The sequence below is a fragment of the Phaeobacter piscinae genome, from assembly GCF_002407245.1.
In the GTDB taxonomy this organism is placed as follows: Bacteria; Pseudomonadota; Alphaproteobacteria; order Rhodobacterales; family Rhodobacteraceae; genus Phaeobacter; species Phaeobacter piscinae.
Window position 1 is genome coordinate 580,767 of sequence record NZ_CP010681.1, and the last position, 14,923, is coordinate 595,689.

Sequence of the window (14,923 nt, forward strand, 5' to 3'; positions counted from 1 at the left end):
TTGCGGGCGGGTGCAAGTCCCGCCTGCCGCTGTCAGAGGCCTGGTTCCTGCGGCGGCGTCAGCTCGGCCAGCCCGGCACTCCGCATCAGCTCCTCGGTCTCGCGCTGCAGTAGTTTTTCCTGTGCCGCGCCTTTTACCGGGACTTTGCCGACCTCAAGCAACAGGGGGGCTGCGAGGGGGGAGATCCGCGACAGGCGGTTGAGGGTGATACGGCCCTTGGTGCGCGCCAGCATCTCCTCAATGCGGCCGAAGTCCACCAGACCGCCAAGCGCCTCCTGCCGTGTGATGTCCAGAAGCAGGTGATCGGGATCATATTTGCGCAGGGTGTCGTAGAGGATGTCGGAGGAAAATGTCGCCTGACGGCCGTTTTTGCGCTGGCCGGGGGTGTTGCGTTCGATGAGGCCTGCGATATTGGCCACCGCGCGAAAGCTGCGTTTCATCACCGCGTTGTCCGCCAGCCAGCCATCGAGACCGGCGCGCAGTTTGTCCGGGTCGAACAGCGGGGCGGGGTCGTCAACCGGGCTGAGACCCCAGATCAGCGTGGCATAATCCGTGGCGACAAAGCCCAGCGGATCAAGCGACAGCTCTTCCATGCGCTTGGTCAGCAACAGACCGAGGGTCTGCATCGCGTTGCGCCCGGCAAAGCCATAGACGCAGAGATATTCGCGGCCCCGGAAGGGAAAACTCTCCAGCAGCAGCTGGCCCCGGCGCGGCATCTCAGAGACCTGACGCTGCAACGCCAGCCAGTCGGCGGTATGGGACGGCAGATCCGGCCAGCTGTCGCGTTGCAGGATATCCAGAATGCGGGTGCTGAGCTGGGTTGAGGTGGCAAATTTGGTGCCGGAGAAGACAGCGACCTTGGGCGTCTTGCTGGCGTTGCGGCTGACCTCAACCGTCATTTCGCGCAACCCCTCATAGCGCACAACCTGTCCGCCAATGAGAAAGGTATCTCCGGGGGTGAGGGTCGCGGCAAAGGCTTCTTCAATCTCCCCCAGAGGTTTGCCGCCACGGCTGCGTTTGAGCCTGACCTTCAGGAGGTCCGCGTCCTGAATGGTGCCGATATTCATGCGGATGCGACGGGCGGCGCGGGGGTCCCGCAGCTGCCACAGCCCGTCGGGGCGCTGCAGCAGCCGCTGCCATTGGTCATAGACCCGAAGCGCGTAGCCGCCGGTGGCGCAGAAGTCGAGGCAGGCGTCAAACTCTGCGCGGGTGAGGCTGGCATAGGCGCCAGCGCCGGTGACCTCAGCAAACAGATCATCGGCAGCAAAGGGACCGGCGCAGGCGCGGATCAGGATGTGTTGGCAGAGGACGTCGCGGGGGCCGGGATGGCGTGGCGTGCCGTCCAGCGTGCCAGCCTCAACCGCCTCAAGGGCGGCACGGCATTCCACCACCTCAAACCGGTTGGCGGGCACCAGTAGCGCCTTGGACGGCGCGTTGTAGCGGTGGTTGGCGCGGCCGATGCGCTGCACCAGTCGCTTGACGTTTTTGGGCGCGCCGATCTGGATCACCAGATCCACGTCGCCCCAGTCGATGCCCAGATCAAGCGAGCCGGTGCAGACCACGGCGCGCAGCTCTCCCCGGACCATCGCCGCCTCCACCCGGTCGCGTTGCACCCGATCAAGCGAACCGTGGTGGATACCAATCGGCAGGCCGTCGTCATTGGCGAGCCAGAGGTTGCGAAAGAAGATCTCGGCCTGGGCGCGGGTGTTGTGGAAGATGAGCGTGGTCTTATGGGCCTTGATCTGCTCCAGCACGGCGGGGATGGCATGGGCAGCACCGCCACCGGCCCAGGGTGGGGCCGCGTCTGTGTGCAGCATCCGGATGTCGGGGGCGGGGCCGGGATCGGCCAGCACGATATCACAGGGGTCGGGATGGCGCGCGAGGTACTGCGCGATGGCGGCGGGATCATCGACGGTGGCGGAAAGGCCGACCCGGCGCATGTCGGGGCAGATCGCTTGCAGCCGGGTCAGGGCGAGCATCAGCTGGTCACCGCGTTTGCTGTCGGCGAGGGCGTGGATTTCATCCAGCACCACCCGTTTCAGCCCGGCAAACATGCGCGGCGCGTCCTCGTAAGAGGTGAGCAGGGCGAGGCTTTCCGGTGTGGTGAGCAGGATATGGGGGGGATCGGCGCGCTGGCTGCGCTTGCGGCTGGCGGGCGTGTCACCCGTGCGATCATCAATGCGGATGGGCAGGCCGATGTCGTCAACCGGGGTGCGCAGGTTGCGTTTGATATCTGCCGCCAGCGCCTTCAGCGGTGAGACATAGAGCGTGTGGAGCCCCTGATGGTCGCCGGTTGCCAGATCAGCCAGCGTCGGCAGGAAGCCGGCCATCGTCTTGCCGCCGCCGGTGGGGGCAATCAGCAGGGTGGCCGGATCCTCGGCACGGTCCAGCATCTCCTGCTGATGGGGATGAATGGTCCAGCCACGGGTGCTGAACCAATCTGTGACAACATCGGGAAGCCTGCTCATCCGACTTATGTAGGCGCGTCGGCAGAACTTTTCTAAACCTTCTGGCCAAAGTTTTTCAAAAAACTTTGGGGTGGCTTATTTGACGATGTGTTCGTCCTTCACGAACATATTGGCCCAGGCGCGGTCGATGAGGTCGGGAGACATCTGATAGGGGATGCCTTCGAAATCGCAGATCGCCTTCATCTGGTCGATCAGGAACACCGGTTGGTAGTTGGCGTAGATATTGTCGATGGTCGGGTATTTGTGCTTGAGCAGGTGGACCAGCGCGGCCTCATCCAGCGGGATGCCTTTTTTCTGCGCCACCATGGCAAAGATCTTGAGGAAGTTTTCCTGATCCGGGCCGTCGATTTTGATCTTGAAGAAGATCCGGCGCAAGGCGGCCTGATCGAAGATCTCATTGGGGTGAAAGTTGGTGGAGAAGATCACCAGCGTGTCAAACGGCACCTCGAATTTTTCGCCTGATTGCAGGGAGAGGATATCGCGGCCCTCTTCCAGCGGCACGATCCAGCGGTTGACCAGCGCCTGCGGTGATTCCGCCTGTCGGCCAAGGTCATCGACGATGAAAATGCCGCCGGTGGATTTCAGCTGCAGCGGAGCCTGATAGGTGCGCGCAGTGGGGTTGTAGACCAGATCCAGCATCGACAGGGACAGCTCACCCCCGGTAACAACCGTGGGGCGTTCACACATCACATAGCGGCTGTCAAAGCGGCGCGCGCGGCGCAGGCTGTTGGGGTCATCCTCCGGCAGGGGGACGGCGGTGTGTACGATCGGGTCATAAACGGTGATCACCTGACCGGCGTATTCGATGGCGCGGGGCACATAGACATTGTCGCCAAGGGCATCGCGGATCCCGTTGGAGATGGAGGATTTGCCATTGCCGGGAGGGCCATACATCAGGATGGAGCGGCCGGCGCTGACGGCGGGGCCAAGGTGGTCCAGCAGGCTGTCGGGCAGCACCAGATGGCCCATCGCCCCTAGAAGCTGCTGACGGGTGACCAGAATATTGCGGATCGACTGGCGTTTGACCTGCTCGCGGTAGATGTCCAGCGGCACCGGCATGGCGCCGTAGTATTCCGACTGGCTGAGGGCATCCAGCGCGCGGGCCTTGCCTGCCTCGGTCAGCTGATACCCCATTTCGTTGCCGGAGTTCGCATTCAGCGTGCCGGTGGCCTCCAGCAGTTTCTGTTCGCGGGCAATATCCACCAGTTCCTGTGTCACCGGGATTGGCAGGCAGATTGCGGCGGCGATTTCGCTGACGTTTTCGCAGGTCTTGCGGAAGATCGTCTTCAGCAGGATGTCCCGCATCATCACCATGGGGAGCTGCATCTGCTCCAGACCACGCGGGGAGGGGGGCGCCATGACGGCGGAGGTTTCCATATTCATGCTGCGGTCTGCCTGTTTCGGTTGCACAAGGGCACGCCGGATGGCGCGCGGGTGTTCCAGACAAGAGTTTATTCAGCACTGTGGCACAAGCGGGGCAAAGCTGGTGCATTTCCGCGAAGCGGCGGCAAGGATGCGGCGCATTTTAGGAAAGCTGCGGGGAGACCCGGAGGGGCCTAGACGGGGGCGCTCTGGCCCAGCTGGCTGCCCAAGACCAGATAGAACACCAAGGTGCCGCCAAGGCAGAGGCCCATCGGGAATTTGCTGCCAACATCCCAGCTTTTCCACTCCGGCGCGAGACGGCGCAGGGGGGTGTATTTGGCAATCCGATGCGTCAGGAACCCGGCCAGCAGCATGGCGGAGAAGATGATCACCACCACGGAGAGATCACCAAAGACCACAAAGGGGGCTGCGGCACCGGCGAATTTGGCATCACCCGCCCCGACCATGCCGGCGCTGTAGCACAGGAAGCCCAGGCCGATGCCGATGGGCAGATGCAAAAGCTGCCAGCCATAGTCTGTCCAGCTCATCAGGAAGGGGCCGACAATGACAAAGATTGCGGCCAGAAGATCCACCGTCCAGTTGGGGATCCGCATGTGGCGCAGGTCATTGAGTGCGACCACGCAGCAGAGCGGCACGACAAAAGGCAGGAACCATAGGGCGACATGGGCCGAGATCAGCATGGGGCGCAGGCTCCGGTGGTTAGCCGTTTTCCAGCGCAGCAAGTGCGCGGGCGGCAGCGTCGAAATGCTGCGGGTGGGTCGAGATCGCCTGACGCAGCAGGCTTTCGCCGGTCTGGACGTCGCCCTGTTTCACAGCCGACAGCGCCAGCGTGTGCAGCAGCTGGGCGCGTTCGGTCTGATCCATCGGGATCACCGGCAGGGTGTAGTTGCGCTGTGCGCCACGGGCCAGCACCAGATTGTTCTTGGCGGTGAACAGCGACTGATCCTGACGGATGGCATCGCCAAACAGGCGCTCGGCCTCGGCATAATCGCCACGGGTCAATTTGGAGTAGCCCCAGTTGTTCATCACGCGGGCGGGCTGCGTGGTGAGGCCAACGGCGGTCTGGTAAAAACTGTCGGAGCGTTTCCAGTTCTGCTCGGAGTCGGCCACCATCGCCTCCAACCGGTAGCGTTTGAAGGTCTCATGGGTGGGCGGCACCTTGTCGAGCGTGGTGCGGGCCTCGGCCCAATTGCTGGTGCGGATCAGCGCGTCGGCCAGTTCGACGCGGTCCTCATCGGTGGCCTCGGGGAGAGAGACGACTTTTTTCCAGGCGGTGACGGCCTCGGTGTTGCGCTTGGCGCGGATCAGCGAGAGCGCCAGTCCCCGGTTGAGGTCGATCCGCTCGGGGGCGGATTTCACGGTGCGCTGAAAATATGTGACGGCCTCATTCGGGTCGGCAACCGTCAACATCACATCGTTGAGGTTGCTTTCATCGACCACATTCACCTCCTGAAAGGCGCGGTCCACGGCTTCGGTGTCGTCCTTGGCGCAGGCCGACAGGGCAAGCCCACCGACCAGACATACGGATACGAAAATCTGCTGGCGCATTTTTTGCGTCCTCTGTGCTGCTCTGCCTCTAGGCCTTGCGTCACTGGGATGTGCGAATCAGGTAACTGCCCCCGCCGCGTTGCACCAATGCGTAGCCTTTTTGTTGCGGATCACTATGCGTGCTCTGGTCAAGTTTTGCGAGGGCAAGGCGGAAATTTTCGCGGATTGCGTCACTTTCGCCATGATCAAGCGCGAAGGCGCGGCGCAGGATCTGCTCGGCCTCGGGATATTTTTGCCGTTCCATCAGCACCACGCCGAGGTTGTTCATGGCGGCGGGCCAGTCGGGATCACGCTCCACCGCGCGGCGCAGATGGGTTTCGGCCTGCCCAAGACGCCCCAGTCCCAGATTGGCGGTGCCAAGGCCGGAGAGCACCTCAGCGCTCAGCCCGTCCTCCAGTGCAGCGCGGGTGAAAGCGTCCAACGCCAGCTCATATTCCGCGGCCGCCATCAGCCGGTGGCCGACAATAAGGCCGCTTTCGGATGTGCCACGCGGATCAATGCCGGGCAGGGCCGGGGCGCCAAGGGGATCGTCGGGATCCGATTTGCCGCCCGGTGACATGCACGCCGCCACCAACGCAAGCGCGAGGGTGGCGGGGATCAGTCGACAGAGACGGGAGGGGGTGGCCCAACCCAGTGTCATCATGTGTTACTTGCTCATATTGCCCAGATTGGCGATGCCCTGCGCCGAAGGTCCGACCAGAATGATCAGCAGCGGCGGCACCGTGAGGGTCATTGTGGCAAGGGTCATTTTGGTTGGCAACTTGTTTGCGGCCTCTTCGGCGCGCATCACCCGTTTGTCCCGCATTTCCCCGGCATAGACCCGCAGTGCCTCGGCAATCGAGGTGCCGAAGGTGGCCGATTGGATCATCACGGTGACAAAGGAGGAGACATCCTGCACGCCGCAACGGGTGCCCATGTCGCGCATGACCTTGTCTTTGTCCTTGCCGGCTTTCATCTCCTGGGCGACGACGTCGAATTCCTCCGCCAGAGCAGGGTAGGAGGCATGGAGTTCCTTGGCGACGCGCACGATGGCCTGATCCAGCGACTGGCCGGCCTCAACACAGACCAGCATCATGTCGAGCGCGTCGGGGAAACCGGAGGTGATCTCCTGCTTGCGCTCTTCGATGCGGCGGGTGATCCAGTATTTCGGCAGCATATAGGCGGCAGCACCGGGGCCGATGATGCGGATCACCATCTGCTGGCTGTCATACTCCATATCGGCGTTCAGCACGTAGACATAGAACAGGCCCAACGCGAGGCCGATCAGCCCCAGGGCGAATTGCGCAAAGTGGAAGAAACGCACCGAATCCTTGGACTGGTAACCGGCCTGCCGCAGCTTCAGCTCCATCTTGGAGAGTTCGGCGGCGTCCTGTGGTTCCAGAAAGGAGGCGAATTTCTGCAACTGTTCGTTGCGATCGGCCTGCCGCAGACGTTCCTTCTTGGGTTTGGTCTGGGTGCTGGCCGACATGCTTTTCTGCAGCTTTTTCAGCGGATCCTCGGGCTGGTTCAGCAGCAGCGGGATCGCCAGCAGGATCATGAAAAGGCCGATCAGCCCAACCACCAGAAGCGGGCCGAAGGGGCCAAGGTGTGTCACCAGCAGGTCGTTGATATCGCTCAGAGATGTCATGGATTTCGCCTCACACCTTGATGTTCGTCAGCATGCGCATAACGAAGAGATTGACGGTCAGCATGGCGCCAACGACGAAACAGGCGGGGATAAACCAGGGATGGTCGATCACGCTGTCGTAGTACCCGGGATCCTTGGCCAGAATGCCGCCCAGACAGAACAGCGGGAAGCCAGAGAGGAATTTGCCGGACCACTGCGCCTCGGCGGTGATGGCTTTTACACGGCGGAACAGGCGGAAGCGGGCGCGGATCACCTTGGCCAGACCGGCCAGCACCTCGGCGAGGTTACCGCCCGATTGCTGCTGGATGGTCACGGCCACGGCGAGGAAGCGCATGTCCTGCATGTCCAACCGTTCGGCCATTTCCTTCAGCGCTTCGCCGACATCGCGGCCATAGGCGCTTTCGTCGGCGATGACGCCAAATTCGGTGGCCAGCGGGTCCTCGACCTCATTGGCGACGATCTGCACGGCGGAGGAAAACGGATGACCAACGCGCAGGGAGCGCACCATCAGTTCGACGGCATCGGGCAGCTGCTCTTCGATCATGGCCATGCGTTTGGCAGCTTTTTTGTTGACCCAGAAGAACACGGCGCCGACGCCGATGATGACCGAGGCCAGCAGGCGCAGCGGCAGTTCGGCGCTGGTGCCGACGCTGAGGCCAACGAAGGCGATGGCCGCGACGCCGCCCATGATCAGGATCAGTTGGCGCGGTGAGAAGGCGATGGCTGCCTTCTGTGCGCGTTCGGCCAGCAGCGAATAGAGCGGGATCGACTTGGCGCTCATATGCTGGCGCATTTCCTTGCGCAGCTGTTCCAGCACCTGTTCGCGGTTGCCGCCCTTGTCCATCATCTCCAGGCGGCGGTTGACGCGGCTGTTGAGGCTGATGGATTTGCCAAATGTCACCAGATAGAGACCTTCGACCAGCACCAGAACGCCGATGAAGATCAGACCATAGATGATTGGTTCTGCACTCAGTTGCATCAGCGGGCCTCCATCACGGTGGGTTCATAGATCGCCGACGGCAGGTCGTAACCCCAGAGGCGGAACCGCTCGGAGTAGTGGCTGCGCACGCCGGTGGCGGTGAAATGGCCGATGATCTTGTTCTCCGGCGTGAGGCCGACGCGCTGGAAGCGGAAGATTTCCTGCATGGAGATCACATCGCCTTCCATACCTGTGATTTCGGTGATGGAGGTCATGCGGCGGGAGCCGTCCTGCAGACGCGAGGCCTGCACGATGATGTTAACCGCTGAGGCGATCTGGCTGCGCACCGCCTTGATCGGCATTTCGATGCCGGCCATGGCGATCATGTTTTCCAGACGCGAGATGCCGTCGCGGGCAGAGTTGGCGTGGATCGTGGTCATGGACCCGTCGTGGCCGGTGTTCATCGCCTGCAACATGTCGATGACTTCCTCGCCGCGGGTTTCGCCCACAATGATCCGGTCCGGGCGCATCCGCAGGGCGTTTTTGAGACAGTCGCGGGGCGAGACCTCACCGCGACCCTCGACGTTGGGCGGGCGGCTTTCCATCCGGCCCACATGGGTCTGTTGCAGCTGAAGTTCCGCGGTATCCTCGATGGTGAGGATACGTTCGGCATTGTCGATGAAGGATGACAGCGCGTTGAGTGTTGTGGTTTTACCGGAGCCGGTACCGCCGGAGACGATGACATTCAGACGGGTGGAGACCGCAGCCTGAAGATAGGCGGCCATTTCCTCGGTGAAGGCGCCGAAGTTGACCAGATCGTCAATGCCCAGCTTGTCCTTCTTGAATTTACGGATCGAGACCAGTGAGCCATCCACGGCCACCGGCGGCACCATCGCGTTGAAACGCGAGCCGTCGGCAAGACGGGCGTCCACGTAAGGGTTGCTTTCATCGACACGGCGACCCACGGCGGAGACGATCTTGTCGATGATCCGCATCAGGTGCTTTTCATCTTTGAAGGTCACATCGCTGAGCTGGAGTTTGCCATCGCGTTCGACAAAGACCTGCTGCGGGCCGTTGACCAGAATATCGTTGACGGTGTCGTCCTGAAGCAGGGTTTCCAGTGGGCCAAGGCCGGTGACCTCGTCATAGAGTTCCTTGGTCAGGGTCTGGCGGTCCTCACGGTTGAGAACGATGCCTTTTTCCTCAAGGATCTCGGTGGCGATAGAGGAGATTTCGGCGCGCAGCTCAGCCTCGCTGGCACGTTCCAGCGCGGCGAGGTTGAGGTTGTCCAGCAGTTCGCGGTGCAGCTGGATCTTGATCTCGCCCATCCGCTCCTTGCGTTTACGTTCCTTGTCCGCCGGGGTTGCCTCAGCCGCCTTGCGGGCCATGGGTTTGCGCATGTTGGCGGCCGGGGCGGGGGCCTTTTGCGGCGCGGGTGCGGCCGCAGGGGCCGGCTGCGCGGCAGCGCGCGGCGTGGCAGACTGTTTTTTGTACTTGGAGAACATGGAAAGAACGCCCCTGGTTAAATCTGGGTTCAGGCCGCCGCAGCGTCGCTTTGACCGAGGTCATGCAGCGATTGGGCCAGTTTCAGAATTTCCTTGCGCAGTGGGTTTTTGGCCGCTGAACTGGCCAGCGGATTGCCATGATCAGAGCTCTGCGCCACCTGCTTGCCGCCATCAGGCAGTTGCAGGTCGATGGAAATGCCCAAGGATTCCGCCATGCGTTTCACGCGGCTTTTGCCACTCAGGTCCGTGAATTTCGGAGCCCGGTTCAGCGCAAACCGCAGTTTTTCAAACGGCAGGTCCTCGGATTGCAGCGCCCGTTTCAGGCGCAGCGCGTTCTGCGCCGACCGCATGTCCAGCTCCACCATGGAGAAATAGACATGCGCCATATTGAGTATGGTCTCCGACCACTGCACCAACGTGTGGGGCATGTCGATGACCACAAAATCGAAGTGGCTGCGCGCCAGCGTGACCACCCGTTCGATATCTTCGGGGGTGATGAATTCCAGCGGGATCATATCCACCGGTGCGGTCAGCACCTGCAGCTTGTCCTCATAGGTGACCAGCGCCTGACCAAAGACATCTTCGTCGAGGTTTTCGGTGTCGCTGAGCATCTCCATCACAACTTCACGGCGCGGCAGGTCGAGGTAGGTCGCGACTGAACCATATTGAAGATCGAAGTCGAGGAGGCAGACGCGCGGTGTCTCGCTGGTCGACAGCTGCGCCAGCTCCCAGGCGAGGTTGACGGCCAAAGTGGTTGAGCCACTGCCGCCGGCCAGACCATGACAGACGATGACGGCGCCATCGCGCTGACTGCCGGTCTTCAGTACGTGCTGGGGTTCGGCAGTGCGCTCTGCATCGGCCAGGCGCAGGCGCTCAATCGCGGCTTGCAGCTCCCCTTCCGGCAGAGGGTAGGGGATGAATTCATCGGCGCCCTGACGCAGCAGGTTGTGCAGCGCGGCGGGGGTCACATCCTCGGCAATCAGGATCACCTTGATATTGCGGGCCTTTGCCTCGGTGATGATGGTGCCCATCAGCGGCAGGTTGTCCTCGTCGCCGCTGTCCAGGGCAAGGGCGACAAATTCCAGCGCTTCGGCTTCGCTTTGATTGAAGAAGGCCAGCGCCTCGGTGAAGCCGAGGTCGCCCCAGGATTCGCCCATGGTTGCTTCCATGTCTTCGATCAGCAGGTCGAAGTTCTGCACGTCCCGACTGATCGTACAGGCAACAATCGCATTCGATTCTGTCTGCGGCATACCGCTGCTCATCACCGTTATCCTTCTCTCGGGGCGTGTCGCGCCATCTTGGCCGGAGCACGCTAGCACGTGCATCCGATTGATGGACGCACATTACCTCTTGAGAACAATGTCGGGGAAGATCTGGGCGAGATTGGGGCCAAGGCCGCCCATTTGTGGGGAATTCCTAACAAAGCCTGAACAGGGTTAACCGCAGGCAACCCTGTTTTGCCGTGTTTATTCCAGGGTGGTTTTGATCGACCGCTCACTGGTGAGCGAGGTCCGTGGCACCGCGCTTTCAACGTACTCACGGTAGATAATCTGCGCGTATTTCCCATCCAGAACAGTGGGATGGCGCTTCAGGAAACCGCTGACCTCAGTGACGGTGCGGCGGTTGCGACGCTCGCGGTCTGAGGTCGGAATCAGAGGCTGTGTCTCGCCGAAGGAGACCACGGCCTGCAATCGGCTGCGGCTGATGCCGCGCCCGACAAGGTAGTTCACAGCTGCGCGCGCGCGACGCAGGCCAAGGGCCTTGTTGTAGCTGGCGGAGCCGACGGCATCGGTATGACCAAAGACACGGAATCGCACCTCGGGGAATTGCCGGATCCAATGGGCCTGCTGATCCAGCACCGCGCGGGCATTGCCATCAAGCTGGGCGCTGTCAAAGGCGAAGGTGATGGTGGTCGGCACCTCTTCGGCAAAGCGGGTGGCGAGCTGGATTGCGAAATCGCGTTCTCCGGCCATCACGGCGGCGTTGGAATTGGTGGCATTGCCAAAGACCGAACGGTCCAGCGGTTCGCCCGCCTCGTATTCACAGGCGGCCACTGTCAGGGACAGGCCAAAGAGTGCTGCATATCTGATCATCTGCCCCATATCCCTCTGCTTAATCCATCACATAGCCGTAAGAGCCATTGAAGTCCTGCTTGGCCACTTCGCTGGCGGGGCCTTTCTGGCCCTTGGCCACCCGGCCCATCAGGAACAATTCACTCTCACTTGGCGGGCGGATACGATCGGTCGGCAGGCTCAGCGCCTCGCCGCGTGTCGGGGTTACCAGATGGGCGCTGACGATGATCACCAGTTCGGTCTGCGCGCGCTGGTAGTTGGCGCTGCGGAACAGTGAGCCGAGGACGGGCACATCGCCGATCCAGGGCAGCTGCGAGGAGTTGTCGCGGAATTCATCGCGGATCAGACCGGCAATGGCAAAGCTCTCACCATCGCGCATTTCAACCGTCGTCACGCTTTCCCGGCGCGAGAAGGCTGCGATACTGAGGCCGTTCAGTTCAATTGAATTGGTCGGATCAATGGCGGAGACAGCGGCCTTCATTTCCAGATTGATCACATCCGCATCGACCACGCGAGGGATGAAGTTCAGCTCAATCCCGAAGGGTTTGAACTCAATTGTAATGACGCCGTCTTCCTGGGCGACGGGAATGGGATATTCACCGCCGGCGAGGAATTTGGCCTCCTGCCCCGAGAGGGCGGAGAGATTGGGCTCTGCCAGGGTGCGGACGACGCCTTTCTGCTCCAGCGCCTCCAGCAGGAGATTGACCTGGAAGGCACCGGCATTGAAGCCGAAGACAAAGGCGCCGGTGTTGTCATTGGCGGCCGGAATATTGCCGGACAGGCTGTTGGTCAGCGCGCCTTGGGTGTTGAGGGTGCTGGTACCGCCGTTGACGCCAACGCTGTTGCCGCCCTTCACGCCGAGCGAGGCGCTGAGGGATTTGGAGACGGTGCGCTGCATTTCGGCAAAACGCACTTTCAGCATGACCTGCTGCACGCCGCCGACCGACATCAGGTTGCTAACTCGCTCAGGCGCATAGCGTTCGGCCAGATCCAGCGCCCGCTGCAACCGGGCAGAGCTGGACACGACACCGGAGAGAACGATGCCATCGTTGGCAGTGCGGACTTCGATCTTCTCGCCGGGCAGGATCTGCCGCAGACGTTCCTTGAATTCGCTGACATCGGCGGCCACGCGGACATCGACGTTGGTGATCAGGCGACCCGAGGCATCCAGCAGGGTCAGCGTGGTGAGACCCGGGGCCTTGCCCAGAACGTAGATCGTGCGATCCGACAGCGAAGAAATATCGGCGATGCTGGGATTGGCGATGCTGAGTTCTGAGAAGGGCACGTCGCTTTCGACAACCACCGCCCGGTTCATTGGCACATCAAGATTGGCAGCGGTGCCCTTTTTGACCACCCGCAACCCATTTGCCCAAGCCGCATCTGCAACCGGGAAACACACCAGCGAAAGCCCGGTGAGGGCCGCCGCTATATACCGTCTAAAAGCCATGTGACCTGCCTTTCCGATCACGCCTCGATACAGGGTCTTTTTGCCCATTGTTCGCGCCACTTTGCGCGCATCGGCGAATTTTTGCAAGAATCAATGACTTCCGGGGTGCAGCTACTGGGGTCCACCTGTGGGGAAGCAGCAACAATCACAACAAAACACCGCCCACGGAGGGGCGGTGTTTGATATGTTATCCATCTGAAACCTTTGCAAGAATGCGATGTCGCGGTTCAGTTGGTGCAGGGAATTGGGATCTCGACCACCTCAGCGCCCCGACGGGTGCGGATGGTGCAGACCTTTTCCTGTTCGGCCTGTTGTGGTGTCTCGATCGCGCCGAGACCCAGCAGGCTGCGCTGGTCGACCTCGATTACCGAAGCCACGGTGTCATCGCCCGCGCCCACAAGTGACAGTGACAGCCGCCCGGTGGATTGCGCCTGCGCCAGCGCGGCGACCTGTTCGGGGCGCACGGCGGCAGTCACGGTGCGCGCGATCACGGCGCCATCCAGATCGCCGCCGGCGGTCTGATCTACGGCGATGAGTTCGATATTGGTCTGGATCAGACGGGTGAATTCGCCATTCCGGCCACCGTTCTGATCATTAAGCGAACCGGTCCAGTAGACGTCTACGTGGTCACCGGGGCGCAGAAAACCGGACACGCCGGAGGAGACATCAACCCGGATCGCAAAGGCGCGCATGCCTTTGGACAGGCGGGAGGTGATGCCCGCGTCTTCACCGGGTTTGGTGACCTTGACCGCCAGAATCGCCTCATCCTTTTCCATGCGGCGCAGCACCACGCGATGATCATCGGGGTATTGCGGCGGGAACAGCGCATCCATGGTCAGGAAGGCGCCTTCGGGAATGGCATTCTCGGGCCAGCGGACGGAGCGGATGTGCTCTTTGGTCAGCCGTTCGCCGTATTTCAGTTGCGTGTTGGCGATAAAGACATCGACCAACGGAATACTCTCACCCCGTGAGGCGCGCTCGCGGGCGAGTTCGTTTTGGTAAGCGGTGATGTAGTTCTTGGCCATCATCACAGCCCCCCCAGCAAGGGCGACTCCGACAATGAGGACAAGTCCGAATACTGCACGCATGGTGGTACCTCTCATCAAGGGCTGCCGACGTTGCGGGTGCAACACCGGTGCCTGGGTCGGTCAAACCGTTGCCTGAACCGGGCGTTCTGTCCCAGTGCTGCCGCCGATGCCATTCGCCACCGGCGGACAGGACGCGTTGCCGCGCCCCGATCAGCTAAACGACCAATTGGTCATATAGGCTGCCAACAGGTCGGCCAGTCCCAATGCGCCATCCTCCATAGAGGCGGCGATGAGCACAACCAACCCAACGATCGCAGCGGTCAGAACCACCCAGTCAACGGTGACTGCGCCGTCGTCTTTGGCAATGAATTGCTTGAACCTGTTCATACTGGACCTCGCTAACCGAAGGTTCCTTGGGCAAAGGGCCGCACCTTAGGCAAAAGGCGCGGCCCTCAAACTCGTCAGGTCAAAAGCGACTTAGGAGTCGGACGGACCTTTGGTGCCCAGGTAGGAGCCGGTCGCGGATGTCAGGTTCGACGCGCCGTTTTCGATCGAGGTGTAAACAACACCTGCCAGAGCGGCCACAGCAGCGGTCAGAACAACCCAGTCAACGGTCACGGCGCCAGAGTCGTCTTTACGGAAGTTTTTGATGAATTTGATCATGGTTCGTCCCTCCAAAGGATCTAAAAGTGTGTTTCAACCTTGCCGTACGTTTGTGAGCCTGCTCTCTCCTGCTCGGCTCTGTTCGACTTGGTGTGAAGCTATATAGCCAGCGGAGCGTGGCAGGATTTGGGCTGAAACGCGGACTCATTTGCCCTACTTTAACTTTTTGCCAATGATCTAGTTAAGTCATTGAATTTGAACCGTTATTATTTTTACTTCTTATCAACACCCGTGGCTCTGGGGCGGCAGATCTTGGTAAATAT

General features: G+C 61.3%; 14 protein-coding genes. All 14 read right to left on the reverse strand.

The annotated features are described in order from the left end of the window. Positions 1-32: 32 nt before the first annotated feature. Entirely contained in the window at positions 33-2,468 is a 2,436-nt protein-coding gene (locus tag phaeop14_RS02640) for a ligase-associated DNA damage response DEXH box helicase (RefSeq protein ID WP_096788683.1), read from the reverse strand. 75 nt (positions 2,469-2,543) lie between these two features. Then, a complete protein-coding gene (locus tag phaeop14_RS02645; RefSeq protein WP_040181904.1) occupies positions 2,544-3,851 on the reverse strand; it encodes an ATPase in 1,308 nt (435 codons plus the stop codon). Between the two features lie 173 nt (positions 3,852-4,024). Further along, a complete protein-coding gene (locus phaeop14_RS02650; protein WP_096788684.1) occupies positions 4,025-4,531 on the reverse strand; it encodes an A24 family peptidase in 507 nt (168 codons plus the stop codon). A gap of 19 nt (positions 4,532-4,550) precedes the next feature. Further along, positions 4,551-5,399, reverse strand: coding sequence for a tetratricopeptide repeat protein (locus phaeop14_RS02655; protein ID WP_040181906.1), 849 nt, complete (start codon positions 5,397-5,399; stop codon positions 4,551-4,553). Between the two features lie 40 nt (positions 5,400-5,439). Beyond that, positions 5,440-6,042 carry a tetratricopeptide repeat protein gene (locus phaeop14_RS02660; protein ID WP_040172024.1) on the reverse strand — a complete coding sequence of 201 codons (603 nt, stop codon included), beginning with the start codon at positions 6,040-6,042 and terminating at the stop codon, positions 5,440-5,442. 3 nt (positions 6,043-6,045) lie between these two features. Further along, positions 6,046-7,026: a type II secretion system F family protein gene (locus tag phaeop14_RS02665; protein ID WP_072505509.1), complete on the reverse strand. Its 981-nt coding sequence runs from the start codon at positions 7,024-7,026 to the stop codon at positions 6,046-6,048. Positions 7,027-7,036: 10 nt separating this feature from the next. Further along, positions 7,037-8,005 (reverse strand): type II secretion system F family protein, encoded by a 969-nt coding sequence (locus phaeop14_RS02670; RefSeq protein WP_014873707.1) that lies wholly within the window; start codon positions 8,003-8,005, stop codon positions 7,037-7,039. After that, positions 8,005-9,450, reverse strand: a complete 1,446-nt coding sequence (locus tag phaeop14_RS02675) for a TadA family conjugal transfer-associated ATPase (RefSeq protein WP_040181909.1) — start codon at positions 9,448-9,450, stop codon at positions 8,005-8,007. Before phaeop14_RS02675 ends, phaeop14_RS02670 begins: the two co-directional genes overlap by 1 nt. A gap of 29 nt (positions 9,451-9,479) precedes the next feature. Then, on the reverse strand, positions 9,480-10,712 hold the full coding sequence (locus phaeop14_RS02680) for a CpaE/TadZ family protein (protein ID WP_040181912.1): 1,233 nt from the start codon (positions 10,710-10,712) through the stop codon (positions 9,480-9,482). 204 nt (positions 10,713-10,916) lie between these two features. Next, positions 10,917-11,543 (reverse strand): OmpA family protein, encoded by a 627-nt coding sequence (locus phaeop14_RS02685; protein WP_096790207.1) that lies wholly within the window; start codon positions 11,541-11,543, stop codon positions 10,917-10,919. A gap of 19 nt (positions 11,544-11,562) precedes the next feature. Next, positions 11,563-12,969 carry a type II and III secretion system protein family protein gene (locus phaeop14_RS02690; protein WP_040172526.1) on the reverse strand — a complete coding sequence of 469 codons (1,407 nt, stop codon included), beginning with the start codon at positions 12,967-12,969 and terminating at the stop codon, positions 11,563-11,565. 227 nt (positions 12,970-13,196) lie between these two features. Continuing rightward, on the reverse strand, positions 13,197-14,057 hold the full coding sequence (gene cpaB, locus phaeop14_RS02695) for a Flp pilus assembly protein CpaB (protein WP_096788685.1): 861 nt from the start codon (positions 14,055-14,057) through the stop codon (positions 13,197-13,199). Between the two features lie 150 nt (positions 14,058-14,207). Beyond that, positions 14,208-14,384: a hypothetical protein gene (locus tag phaeop14_RS19715; protein ID WP_014873713.1), complete on the reverse strand. Its 177-nt coding sequence runs from the start codon at positions 14,382-14,384 to the stop codon at positions 14,208-14,210. Positions 14,385-14,474: 90 nt separating this feature from the next. Further along, positions 14,475-14,660: a hypothetical protein gene (locus phaeop14_RS02700; RefSeq protein ID WP_014873714.1), complete on the reverse strand. Its 186-nt coding sequence runs from the start codon at positions 14,658-14,660 to the stop codon at positions 14,475-14,477. Positions 14,661-14,923: the final 263 nt, after the last annotated feature.

Bases quoted from the DNA above. Each gene is read 5' to 3' on its own strand.
- phaeop14_RS02640 (WP_096788683.1), bottom strand. From the start codon at position 2,468: ATGAGCAGGCTTCCCGATGTTGTCACAGATTGGTTCAGCACCCGTGGC.
- phaeop14_RS02645 (WP_040181904.1), bottom strand. From the start codon at position 3,851: ATGAATATGGAAACCTCCGCCGTCATGGCGCCCCCCTCCCCGCGTGGT.
- phaeop14_RS02650 (WP_096788684.1), bottom strand. From the start codon at position 4,531: ATGCTGATCTCGGCCCATGTCGCCCTATGGTTCCTGCCTTTTGTCGTG.
- phaeop14_RS02655 (WP_040181906.1), bottom strand. From the start codon at position 5,399: ATGCGCCAGCAGATTTTCGTATCCGTATGTCTGGTCGGTGGGCTTGCC.
- phaeop14_RS02660 (WP_040172024.1), bottom strand. From the start codon at position 6,042: ATGATGACACTGGGTTGGGCCACCCCCTCCCGTCTCTGTCGACTGATC.
- phaeop14_RS02665 (WP_072505509.1), bottom strand. From the start codon at position 7,026: ATGACATCTCTGAGCGATATCAACGACCTGCTGGTGACACACCTTGGC.
- phaeop14_RS02670 (WP_014873707.1), bottom strand. From the start codon at position 8,005: ATGCAACTGAGTGCAGAACCAATCATCTATGGTCTGATCTTCATCGGC.
- phaeop14_RS02675 (WP_040181909.1), bottom strand. From the start codon at position 9,450: ATGTTCTCCAAGTACAAAAAACAGTCTGCCACGCCGCGCGCTGCCGCG.
- phaeop14_RS02680 (WP_040181912.1), bottom strand. From the start codon at position 10,712: ATGAGCAGCGGTATGCCGCAGACAGAATCGAATGCGATTGTTGCCTGT.
- phaeop14_RS02685 (WP_096790207.1), bottom strand. From the start codon at position 11,543: ATGATCAGATATGCAGCACTCTTTGGCCTGTCCCTGACAGTGGCCGCC.
- phaeop14_RS02690 (WP_040172526.1), bottom strand. From the start codon at position 12,969: ATGGCTTTTAGACGGTATATAGCGGCGGCCCTCACCGGGCTTTCGCTG.
- cpaB (WP_096788685.1), bottom strand. From the start codon at position 14,057: ATGCGTGCAGTATTCGGACTTGTCCTCATTGTCGGAGTCGCCCTTGCT.
- phaeop14_RS19715 (WP_014873713.1), bottom strand. From the start codon at position 14,384: ATGAACAGGTTCAAGCAATTCATTGCCAAAGACGACGGCGCAGTCACC.
- phaeop14_RS02700 (WP_014873714.1), bottom strand. From the start codon at position 14,660: ATGATCAAATTCATCAAAAACTTCCGTAAAGACGACTCTGGCGCCGTG.